The sequence below is a fragment of the Rhizorhabdus sp. P4_G5 genome (genome assembly GCF_056401065.1).
In genome coordinates this window covers 132,871-144,736 of the sequence record NZ_JBFUKB010000002.1, presented here as the reverse complement: position 1 = coordinate 144,736, position 11,866 = coordinate 132,871, and the positions used below count along the sequence as shown (strand labels likewise).

Below are 11,866 nucleotides of genomic sequence, written 5' to 3'. Positions count from 1 at the left end.
GTGTCCCGACCCGATTCCGGTTGACAATGAAAGCCTCTTCATGCGCGTTTCGTTACAGATGAAGCTTCTCCATATCCTAGATCATAGCCTGCCCATACACAGCGGCTATACTTTTCGCACACGGGCGATCCTCAAGGCGCAGATCGCGATGGGCTGGGACGTGCTCGGCGTGACCGGCCCGCGCTACAATGCCCCGCAGCCCGACCCTGCCGAAGAGGAGGGGCTGAGCTTCCGGCGGACGCCGCCGGCCCGGGCTGCACGGCCGCCGATCGGCGAGTTGCGCGAAATCGGCGCGCTGACCAGGCGGGCGGTCGAAGTGGCTTCCGAATGGCGGCCCGACATCATCCACGCCCATTCGCCTGCGATGATCGGCCTGGCTGGCCTGCGCGCCGCGCGCCGGCTGAAAATTCCGTTCCTGTATGAGATACGGGCCTTCTGGGAAGATGCCGCAGTGGGCAACGGTACAGGCTGCGAAGGTTCGGCGATGTATCGCCTCACCCGCATGCTGGAGACATATGTCGTTCGGCGTGCGGATGCGGTGTCGGTGATCTGCGAAGGCTTGCGGTCGGATCTGGTGCGGCGCGGCATCGCGGCCGACAAGATCATGGTATCGCCCAATGGCGTCGATCTCGACCTGTTCGGCGATCCTCCACCGCGGGATGCGGCGCTTGCTGCGCAGCTTGGGCTCGACGGCGCCGACGTGATCGGCTTCATCGGCTCCTTCTATGACTATGAGGGGCTCGACGACCTGATCGCGGCGATGCCGATGCTTGTCGCGCGGCGGCCGCAGGCGGTGCTGCTGCTTGTCGGGGGCGGGCCGATGGAGGCGGCGTTGCGCGCCCAGGCTGTGGCGTCCCCGGCCGCGGACCGGATCCGCTTCGTCGGGCGCGTGCCGCACCAGGAGGTGGAGCGCTATTACAGCCTCACCGACATATTGGCCTATCCGCGCAAGTCGATGCGGCTCACCGACCTGGTCACGCCGCTCAAGCCGCTGGAGGCGATGGCGCAGCGCCGGCTGGTGGCGGCATCGGATGTCGGCGGTCATCGCGAACTGATTGAGGATGGGGTGACTGGCACATTGTTCCGGCCCGACAATCCTATGGCAATTGCCGAGGCGCTTGCGGGGCTCCTCGATGACAGGAGCGGCTGGAACAGGCGGCGCGATATCGCCCGCGCCTTTGTGGAGCGCGAGCGCAACTGGAGCGTGAATGTCGCGCGCTATCGGCCGGTTTATCAGCGCTTGGTCGCCAGGACGGCGGGCTGAAATATTTTGGCATTTGTTTTCGGCGGCAAATGAATCCCAATTTCGCCGTAATAGTAGGCGATAAGATTTTGGATATGGGCGTTCCGATGGTTCAGAAGCAGACGCGTCGACGGTCCAGCCTCGTCATGGGTGCGCTGTTGGCGCTGCTGTTGGGAATAGCTGCGGCCTTTTTCGTGTTCGCCGTGCCCATCCACATGCTCGAAGCGGTGACGACGACCACCCGGCTGTCCAGGCTCATGGTTCAGGCCGAGCCGCCGATATCGCCCAATGACCGGATGCTGCTCGCGGTGCTGGCCGGCATTCTCACGACGGGCATCGGCTGGGTGCTGGTGGACTGGCTGCTGTTCGGCCGCGCCGGGATGCGGACGCTGATACGGGAGCGCGAGGACGATTATGAGGACGAGGACGGCGATGCCTTCCGTCCCACCGATCCGTTCGATCTCGTCACCCCGGCCCCGCTGCCTGCAGGGGACTGGAATCCACCCGCTTTCGGCGATGCGCGACGTCCGCTGTCGGCACGGACGGACATCGGCGATCCGCCCCGGGCTGGTATGGTGTTCGGCGAAAGCCCGGCGTCGAATCCCGGCATCGATCAGCAGATCCCGCCGATCGACCAGATAATCCCTGGCGCCCAGGGCTCAGCTGTCGCTGCGCCGCCGCCGTTTCACGCGCCGTCACTGCAACCGCCGCCGCTGCAGTCGATCGTGCCGCCGCCATTGTTCCCGACCGCGCCTGCAGGCAAGCCGACGCCCAGTGTGCCGCCGGCGCAGGGCGGCGCCGGGTTGTGGCGCGCGCCGGAGAGCCGGGACGCCGATGGCCGGCTTCCGGCCTCCTGGCCGCAACTCGACCTGCCCAGCGCGGAAGCATCTCGGCAGGAGGTCGCCTCACCGTCACTGCCCGGGGCTGACCTTGCGCCCCAGCCGATTGCCGGGATGCCGAATTGGCTTCCGGCCCCAGGGCCCCGGCCCGAGCCCCAGCAGCCGGCCGAGCAGTCCGCAGCTCCGGCGGCGTCGATCCTGCCCGAACCGCTCGCCGGGCAGGTGGAGACCGCTCCGCCGGCGCCCATTGCTGCCGCGCAGCCGATGCCACCGCTAGAATGGCCAGCGCCAGTGCCCGCGCCGTTGCAGCCTTCTTCGCGGTCTTCCGCTGCACCCGAAGCGCGTCTCACCCAGCCGGTGCAGTCGATTGCTCCGCAGCCGCAGGTCCACGAGCCGCTATCTCCGCAGGCCATGCCGGCGCCGCCAACCTCCGCGCAGCTGCCGGCCGTTCGCACATCCTCGGAGCCCGGCTTCGATCGGGCGAGGCTGGAGGATCTGCTGGCAAGGCTCGAGCGTGGTCTTCAGAATCGCCGTTCCCCGGTTGCTCCAACCTTGCAGGCGCCGGTTACTGCGCCGCGCGCCGACCTGCCCGCCGGTTATGCCGCGCCGCCGCCGATAGCGCCGCCTCCCGAACCGGTACATACGCTGCAGCCCGTGCTTCAGCAGCCTCAGCTGCAGCCTCCGGCGGCGCCGACGCCCCAGGCCTTTGGCGGGGGCCGAGACGCGTTGCTCGACCAACCCCTGCACGTCACGCTCGATTTGCTGCGCAGCATGGTGAAGCGCTGATCTCCGCTTCATCGAAGCGGCGATCCCAGCATCAATATGCAAGGATAAGCTTCGCTAGGCTCGTCCCTACCCTGGATGTGAGGGGGTGACGATTCGCTCAAACCGCCATCAACTGCGGCCTTCTATCGCCTCGCTCTGCGGAAGCTCGATGGCGAAGCTGGTGCCCTTCCCGGGCGTGCTGTCGCAGCTGATCGTTCCGCCGTGCCGCGCCACCACCGTGCGGACGAGCGCGAGGCCGAGGCCGACGCCCTCCCGCGGGCCCTGCTGGAAGCGGGCGAACAGCTTGCCGAGCTGCTCCTCGGTCATGCCGGCTCCCTCGTCGGCGATCGTCAGGCGAACATGGCTGCCGCTGCTGGCCAGGGTGCAGCGTACAGTGCCCTCGTCGCTATATTTGATTGCATTGCCGATCAGGTTGATCACCGCGCGGGTCAGCAGTTGGCGGTCACCATCGATGAGGTGCGGTTCGTCGATGCCTTCCATCGCAACATTGATCCCCCGAGCCTTGGCTTCTGGCCATAACGTGTCGGCCGCATCGATCGCGACGTCGTTGAGATCAACCGGCTCATTTTCCAGCGGCTTGGCTTCGGCGCGCGCGAGCTGGACGAAGTCCTCGGCCAGGTCGAGCGTGCGATTGGCGAGGCTTTCGATCCGCGCCGCTATCGGTTCCGGGACGCGGGCGTCGGCTCCCCGCAGCAGCGTCAGGATCGCAGATTGCGGCGCGCGCATGTCGTGGCTGAGCAGCTGCAGTGCCTCGTCACGGTGGCGCTCGGCCTGCTTGAGCGGGCTGATGTCGACGATACGCACGATCCACCCTACTTGTATGTCCGCGGCGTCGCGTTGGGCGACATAGCGCGTGGCGAAGCACCCGCCATCTTCGGCCGCCGCCTCGGCGCTGCCTTCGATCGGGGCGCCGGCGGCGAAGGGGGAGAGCGGGCCGCCATCTGTGGCGTGGAGCCGCGCCAGCAATGCCCGCAGGTCGGCGCCGCGATCGAGCGGGATGCCCAGCCGTGCCGCCAGCCGACGCCCTTCCGCGTTGGTGAGCGCGAGCCTGCCATCGAGGTCGGTCACGAACAGGGCGTCGGGCAATCGCCCGATGGCGTCCGACAGGAAGCGCCGCAAGTCGCGCAGCCGATCGATCGCCTGGCCGAGCAGGCTTGCCTGGAGCGTGATTTCGCGGCGGCTGCCCGTGCCCCGCTTGCGGGGAAGACCATCGTCCTCGCCCTGAAGCTGGCGCAATTCGCCGGTCATGTAGCTGCTGACGGCCTGCAGGCGTCGCCAGCCCCATAGCGGGTAGACGAACAACAGCCCGATCAGCGTGGCCGAGGGCGGCAACCAGATATGGGTGATCCGGAACAGGCCGAAGGTCAGCGCGACCGTCGCGCAGCTGACCGCAAGCGCGAGATTGGCGGTGCCGCGCGGACTGAGTAGCAGGAATCCCAGCAGCAGCGCCCACAGCGCTGCCAGCGCCGCCGCCAGCGTCCAGCCATCGGCGGCCGGCGTGATCGTTTCCCCGCGCAGCAGCGCGTCGAGCAGCTGCGCCTGGATTTCCACACCGGCCATCTGGCTGGTCGTCCCCGACGTCGGCGTGGGATAGCTGTCGCCCATTCCGTCAGCGGTCGCGCCGACCAGTATGTGCCGGCCGGTGAGCAGCTCGGCGGGGACGCGGCCCTCGAGCAGGTCGACGAACGAGAGCGTGCGGATATGGCCCGCCGCGCCGCCATAGGGGATCAGCACGGGCCGTGTCTGCCATAGCCCGGGCTTGCCGCGCTCGGCAGCGGGAGCCGACGCCAACCCGGCCATCATCGCTGCGAGCTGCAGCCAGCTGCGACCGTTGCCGCCCTCCTCGAGATAGGCTTTGCGGATCACCCGGTCGCCGTCAAAGCGGAGGTTGACCTGTGCGATCCCTGTCGCTGCGGCTGCGAGCTCACCGGCGGGGAGTGCCACATCATAGGCGGTGCCGTCCTTCCCCGGCACGTCGATCACCAGCGGCAGATATGTGGGATTGCGGCGTACCGCTGCGGCGAGGACAGGGTCGTCGGCGGTAGGCTCGACGAACAGCACGTCATAGCCGATCGTGCGCGGGTGGGCCTCCGCCAGCCGGTCGAGCAGCCGGGCATGGATCCGGCGTCGCCAGGGCCAGCGGCCGATCGCCTGCAGGCTGCGATTGTCGATCGCGACGACGACGATGTCATCCGGTGGAGCGCGCTCAGTGACGCTCAGCGCATGATCATAGACGATATGGTCGAGCCGCTCCGTGAGCCGCCCGAGCACCAGCCCGGCGACCAGCAGGGAGGCGGCCAGCGCGACCGCCAGCCATTCAGCGTAGAGTCTTGCCGGGACCGGACGCTGGTTCGGTTCGGTCATTGCCGGTCATGCTCGACGGATGTTCCCCGGACGCAGCGGCAATCCGCTGGCCCAGCGCAAAGGTGGCGGGTAGGCCCTCCAGGCCGGAGGGCGCTATCGCCGTCAGACGGACGTAGAAGGAGACGCCCGTGCTGAGGGTGAAGCTGGCGCTGGGCTGCTCTGTGACCGCCTCGTCGAAAACGTCCTTGAACGCCGTATCGGTGGCAAGCTGGACGCGATAGCGCGCTGCGCCCTCGATGGGCTTGATCGTGACGACCATCCCCGTAGCCGTCCTTTCCATCTGCAGCAGCACTGGCGGAGGCAGCAGCGCGATCGGCCCCTCGATGCCGGCCGCGGTGCCGATCACGCCGAACGCCTTGGGGACTTCGGTCTGGTCCTTGTCCGCATCGGGCGCCACGCCCACGGTGCCGCCGACCACCTCGGTCAGTGCGCGGCCTTCAGCAGCGTCGAACGCCACGCGGAAATCGGTACCGCGGACGGCGGACACCGACAGCGGCGTCGTCACCCGGAAGTTGCTCGCGGGGTCCAGGATCGGGGTGACGGTCGATCGCGAGCGCCCCGCTTCCAGGACGAAGTTGCGGTCGAGGCCGCCCGACAGCAGCACGCGGCGCAGCTTGTCGATCCGTATCCGGCTCTGCGAGGGCAGGGAGATCGAGCTTCCATCCGGCAGCCTGACCGTGACGAAGGCGTTGGCGCCCGTCTCCACCCGCATGCCCTGGCGCACGCTGGTGCCGACCGCGACCGGCCTGTTATCGACCGTCACCACGCCGCGGAATGATGCGATTTCACCGATCACCGGCTCGGTCCTGAGCAGCGCATCGGGGATCAGCAGCACCATGCCAGGGGGCAGGTGATAGGGGTCGGCGATCTTGTTCAGCCGCTGGACGGTCTGGAAGTCGCCGGTCTTGGAGAGATATCGCGCGGCCAGCGTATAGAGGGTGTCGCCGTTGCGCACGGTGTAGCGATAGGGCGGGTCGACCGGCACAGCGTACAGCGGCGCGCTCACGAGCAGCGCCAGCAGCGCGCCCATGAGAACCAGCAGATGACGATGCCCCCCTATCCGTATCAGTTTCCGCTAGCCTCCGCTTCGAGCGCTTCGAGCCTGTAACCATAGCTATAGACCGGTACCAGGCGAAAGCCGCGTTCCGGGCGCAGGCCAAGCTTGGCGCGAATGCGCGAGATATGGGCGTCCAGCGTGCGCGTCGGCAGGTCCGGATTGCGGCCCCAGACCATCTCCAGCAGATAGGAGCGCGACAGCGGTCGGTGAACATTCCGGAACAGCGTGGCCGCCAGTTCGAACTCCTTCGCCGTCAGGGTGATCGATTCATCCTCGACCGTCACGGTCTGGCGTCCGGGGAGCAGTGTATAGGGCCCATAGCTCTCATTCGCGCCAGGCGCCTCGCGCGGACCTGTACGGCGGTGGATCGCGGCGATCCGCGCCAGCAGCACCGGCGGCTGCACCGGCTTGATCACATAGTCGTCCGCACCGGCCTGCAGCCCGGTGACGATGTCCTCGTCGCTGTTGCGGTTGGTCAGCAGCAATGAGGGGACGGGCTTGTCCATGTTCTCGTGCATCCAGCGGATGATCTCGACGCCGCTCTTGTCCGGCATGTTCCAGTCCAGGACGACGAGATCGAACGTGTCCTGCCGCAGCTTGGAAGTCAGCGTCCGGGCGTTCTGGAATTCGTAGCAATGATGGCCGGCGTCGATCAGCGCCTGGATGACGAACGCCCGTGCCGACGGTTCGTCGTCGAGGACGGCGATGCGCATGCTGTCATCCGGCGCAGCCAGGGGCCTGGTGGGGTGGTCCATGCCGGTAAGCATGCCCGCCGTAACGGTCTATGCCAAGAGCCGGCGCCGCGCACCGCGCATAATTGTCTCGCCTCGCTGCGTGGAAGCTCGGCCGATATGCACCGTTATGGATGCAACAAAGCGCGAATTTGCAATCGTTCACAAGGTATTGCGGACGATCATAGTTAAGGTCGCGGCCGTAATGCCGGCGCTGCAGAGGATCGGGGGCCGGGACTGGGGTTTGCTCCCCTCCACCTGGCCGGCCTGTCTGCCCTGACAGGCCAAGGCTCGGCGTCGCCGGCATTGCTGTTGCACCCGTTGCTTTGCGTATTCGCGCTCGATTCGGGTTAGATGATCCCGGCCAGCACGTGCAGGCCTATGCCGATCAGCCCCCCGACCAATGTGCCGTTGACCCGAATATATTGCAGGTCGCGGCCCACGGCGTTTTCCAGCTGGTGGGTCACGGTCCCGGCGTCCCAGCCATGGATCGTCTCCGACACCAACTTGACGATATTGTCGCCATAATCGGCAACGAGGCCGACCGTCATGCGGCGGGTGAAACGGTTGATCGTCCGTTTGAGACCGGCATCGTTCTGCAGCGTGGCGCCAAGCGTGCGGAGCGCATCGCCGACATGGCCGCCGAGCGCGGCATTGGGATCCCGCGCGGTTTCGATCAGGCGCAGCCGCGCGCCCTGCCACAGCGTGTCCAGCCAGGCGGTCACTGCCGGACTTTCGAGCATGTCGGCTTTGAGCCTCGCCACCGTGGCGCGGGTTTCGGGATCGTGCTGCAGCTTGTCCGCCAGTTGTTCCAGTCCCTCCTGCGCCTTCAGCCTGACCGGATGTTCGGGATCGGTCGACATCTCGTCGAGCAGCTTGTGCAGCCCCTCGATGATCGCGGTGGACAGCTTCTCGTCCAATCCGGTCCACTTCATGATCTTGCCGGCGCGCGCCTGCACCATTTCGTGGATCATCGCTTCATTGTGCAGCAGGATCCGGCCCGCCCAGCCGATGACGCCGTCGAGCATCTCGGCATGCCGGTTCTCGACGATCGCGGCGTCCAGGGTGCGGCCGAGCAGGGGGGCGATGTCGAACCCGCGCAATCGGCTGGCGAGTGCGTTCTTCACCATGGCCCCGAAGTGGTCGTCGCCGAGCGACTCCAGGATCGTCGCCAGCGCGCGGCCGACGCCGGCGCGCGTCCGTCCGCCCGCTGGCGGTGCCGCCAGCAGACGGCCGATCGCGCCGGCCACATCGACCCGTCCCATCCGCCGGGCGACGACCGACGCCGTCAGGAAATTGACGCGCAGGAAAGCCGCGAGGCTGTTGCCGATGCGATCCTTGTTACGTGGGATGATCGCGGTGTGCGGGATCGGCACTCCGAGCGGGTGACGGAACAGCGCGGTGACCGCAAACCAGTCGGCCAGGCCGCCCACCATCGCGGCTTCGGCGAAAGCGCGCAGATAGCCCCAGCCCGTCGATGCTCCGGGTGCTTCCTGCGCTCGGGCGAACAGATAGAGCGCGGCCATGATGACCAGCAGCCCGGAAGCCACGATCCGCATGCCGCGCACCCCGCCTTGTGCGGGATTGAAGCGGTCGAGTCCGGTGGCTTGCAATATGGTCATGCGGACCAAATGGCTGTCGCGCGTAAATGTTCAACCGAAACGATAGCTGCCTGCCTCGCCTGTGGAGCGTCTCGATGCGTGCCGCGTGATGCCTATATCCGTCAAGTCGGCAGAAGCCGCGCTACTCCGCGGGCTGCGGCATGCCCGGTTCGATCCGGTGCGGCTCGTTGTTGACCAGCGCGCGGCCAAGCTTGGGGCCGATCCACTTTTCGAGATCGTCGGCGAGGGTGAAGCCGGCAGGGACGATCACCAGGGTCAGCAGCGTCGACAGCGCAAGGCCGCCGATCACGCAGACCGCCATCGGCGCCCGCCAACTGCTGTCGCCGGCCAGCCCGAGCGCGATCGGCAACATGCCGGCGATCATCGCTACCGTGGTCATCACGATCGGCTGGGCGCGCTTGTGGGCAGCTTCCAGGATCGCGTCGGTGCGGTTGGCGCCATGGCGCATTTCCTCGATCGCGAAGTCGACCAGCAGGATCGAATTCTTGGCGACGATCCCGAACAGCATCAGCAGGCCGATATAGACCGGCATCGAGATCGACATGCCGCACAGCTTCAGCGCGACGATGCCGCCGAGCGGCGCGAGCAGCAGCGAGCCCATGTTGACGAAGGGCGGCAGCACCCGTTTGTACAACAGCACGAGCACCGCGAAGACCAGCATGACCCCCGACAGGACGGCGATGATGAAGCCCGAGATCAGATCTTCCTGGAACTCCTGATCTCCGACCTTCACCTGGCGGACCCCGACGGGCAGCTTCTTCATTATTGGCGTGGCATAGACTGCCTTATAGGCGTCGCTGCTGACCGCGCCGGGGGCCAGATCGGCGCCGATCACGAGCCGCCGGACCTGGTTGTACCGCCGGATCTTCGATGGCCCGGTACCGAAATGGATGTCCGCGACGACGCGCAACGGCACGGTGCCGCCGGCGGTGGTTTGCACCGGCATGTTCTGGATCGTCGAAAGGTCGCGGCGCGAGTCCTCGCTGAGCGACACGCGGATCGGAATCTGACGATCGCTGAGCGAGAATTTCGCCATATTCTGCTCGATGTCGCCCAGCGTCGCGATCCGTATCGCCTGGCTGAGCGCGGCCGTGGTCACGCCAAGATCGGCGGCGAGATCGAGCCTCGGCTTGATGATGAGTTCGGGACGCTGGATATCGCCGTCGATCCGCGGATCGCGGACCAGCGATATGCCGCGCATCTGATCGATCAAGGATTGCGCTGCGAACTGCAGCTTCACCGGATCGTCACCCGCGAGCATGATCGTCATGTCGCGACCGAAGCCGCCGGTCTGCGACTGGAAATTGACGCGCGCATCGGGGATTCGGGACAGCAGCGGCGCGGTGTCGCGTTCGAACTGGATACTGGTCCGGTCGCGGTCCTTCGCTGGCTTCAGCGTGATGTAGATGTTCGCGAAACGCGTGTCGCCATCGTCGCCGATGGATGCAAAGGCATTCTCGACCTCCGGCTGCTTGTGCAGGATCGCCACCGCCTCGTCGGCAATCTTCTGAGTGTCCTCAACGATGCGCGCGCCTGGCGTCAGCTCGATTTTGACCTGGCTATAGTCGACGTCCAGCGGTGGCTGGAACTCGGATGGCATCGTTGCCATCAGCCCGATCGTAGCGACGAATGCGACGGCGCCGAGCCCGATGGTTTTCCAGCGATTGACGAGCGACCATTTCAGAAGGTCGAGATATTTCTCCATGGTCTTGCCGCCGCCATGTTCCTTGACGCCCTCGGCCTTCAGGAAAAAGGCCGCGATCATCGGCGTGATAAGGCGCGCGACGAGCAGGCTCATCAGCACGGCGACCGCGACGGTAAGCCCGAACTGCTTGAAGAACTGGCCGGGGACGCCGGGCATGAACGACACCGGCACGAACACCGCGACGATCGCCATCGTGGTTGCCACCACGGCAAGGCCGATCTCGTCGGCAGCGTCCATGGAGGCCTGGTAGGCGGTCTTGCCCATCCGCATGTGGCGGACGATATTCTCGATTTCCACGATGGCATCGTCGACCAGAATGCCGGCGACGAGACTGAGCGCGAGCAGACTGATCGTGTTGAGCGTGAAGCCCATCATGCTCATGAACCAGAAGGCGGGGATCGCCGACAACGGGATCGCCAGCGCCGAGATCAGCGTCGCGCGCCAGTCGCGGAGGAAGAAGAACACCACCACTACGGCCAGCACCGACCCCTCGACCATGGCATGAAGCGCGGACGTATATTGCTCCTTGGTATAGACGACGCTGGTGTACAGTTCCTTGAACTGGATGTTCGGGTTTTCGGCGCGAAGGTCCTTCAGGATTTTCTGTGCCTTGTCATAAACCTCAACGTCCGACGCGCCCTTGGCCTTCTGGATGCCGATCGACAGCACCTGACGGTCATTCATCTTGGCCAGCGACCGCTGCTCGCCATAGGAATCGCGCACGGTGGCGATGTCGGACAGCCGGATGGTACGGCCGTCGCCCATCGAGATCTGCGTTTCGCCGAGTGTGTATGCGGAGGCGGCATTTCCGAGCACGCGAACCGATTGTTCGGCGCCGGCCAGTTCGGCCCGTCCTCCGGCAGCATTCAGATTGGTGGCGCGCAACACATTGTTGACCTGGCTTGCCGTAACGCCATGCGCCTGCATGCGGGCCGGGTCGAGGATCACCCGGATCTCGCGCGAAACGCCGCCGCCACGGAACACCGCCGCCATGCCGTCGATCGCCTGCAGCCGCTTGATCGCGGTGTTGTCGACGAACCAGCTGAGCTGCTCGAGGGTCATGTCGATGCCCTCGACCGAATAATAAGCGATCGGACCGCCCTCGATTTCGATGCGGGAGACCTGCGGTTCCAGAATCCCCTCGGGCAGGTCGGACCGGATCTTGGCGACGGCATCGCGGACATCATTGACCGCGCGATCGACCGGCGTGCCGAGCTGGAATTCGATGTTGGTGCCCGACGTGCCCTCGGTCACATAGGAGGTAATCGACTTGACGTTGCCGATAGAGGCGACGGCCGCCTCGACCTTCCGCGTGATCTGCGTCTCCATTTCGGTCGGCGCGGCGCCGGGTTGCGTGATCTCGACATGCACCGCGGGGAAGCTGATGTCGGGCATCTGGTTGATGTCCATGCGCGCGAAGCTGATCAGCCCCGCGAGCGTCAGCGCGATGAACAGCACGATCGGCGGGATCGGGTTCCGGATCGCCCAGGCTGAGATGTTGTTCATGTCTCGGGTCCGA

At 66.1% G+C, this 11,866-nt stretch carries 7 protein-coding genes; 2 read left to right on the top strand and 5 right to left on the bottom strand.

Annotated features, from left to right (window positions below; translation table 11 throughout):
• Nucleotides 1-58 precede the first annotated feature (58 nt).
• A complete protein-coding gene (locus tag AC1DQK_RS03000) occupies nucleotides 59-1,264 on the top strand; it encodes a TIGR04063 family PEP-CTERM/XrtA system glycosyltransferase (RefSeq protein ID WP_477867257.1) in 1,206 nt (401 codons plus the stop codon).
• Between the two features lie 86 nt (nucleotides 1,265-1,350).
• Nucleotides 1,351-2,868: a hypothetical protein gene (locus AC1DQK_RS02995; RefSeq protein WP_477867255.1), complete on the top strand. Its 1,518-nt coding sequence runs from the start codon at nucleotides 1,351-1,353 to the stop codon at nucleotides 2,866-2,868.
• A 108-nt stretch (nucleotides 2,869-2,976) separates the two neighbouring features.
• Here AC1DQK_RS02995 and AC1DQK_RS02990 read toward each other — a convergent pair whose 3' ends face one another.
• The 5 genes from AC1DQK_RS02990 to AC1DQK_RS02970 form a co-directional block, all read right to left on the bottom strand.
• Complete coding sequence (locus tag AC1DQK_RS02990) at nucleotides 2,977-5,232, bottom strand: CHASE2 domain-containing protein (protein ID WP_477867253.1); 2,256 nt, start codon at nucleotides 5,230-5,232, stop codon at nucleotides 2,977-2,979.
• The gene (locus tag AC1DQK_RS02985) at nucleotides 5,186-6,262 is read right to left on the bottom strand and encodes a FecR family protein (RefSeq protein ID WP_477867251.1); all 1,077 of its coding nucleotides are present in this window, start codon (nucleotides 6,260-6,262) and stop codon (nucleotides 5,186-5,188) included. Before AC1DQK_RS02985 ends, AC1DQK_RS02990 begins: the two co-directional genes overlap by 47 nt.
• 35 nt (nucleotides 6,263-6,297) lie before the next feature.
• Entirely contained in the window at nucleotides 6,298-7,044 is a 747-nt protein-coding gene (locus AC1DQK_RS02980) for a response regulator transcription factor (RefSeq protein WP_477867249.1), read from the bottom strand.
• A 326-nt stretch (nucleotides 7,045-7,370) separates the two neighbouring features.
• Complete coding sequence (locus AC1DQK_RS02975; RefSeq protein ID WP_477867247.1) at nucleotides 7,371-8,642, bottom strand: DUF445 domain-containing protein; 1,272 nt, start codon at nucleotides 8,640-8,642, stop codon at nucleotides 7,371-7,373.
• Nucleotides 8,643-8,763: 121 nt separating this feature from the next.
• A complete protein-coding gene (locus AC1DQK_RS02970; RefSeq protein WP_477867245.1) occupies nucleotides 8,764-11,853 on the bottom strand; it encodes an efflux RND transporter permease subunit in 3,090 nt (1,029 codons plus the stop codon).
• Nucleotides 11,854-11,866 lie beyond the last annotated feature (13 nt).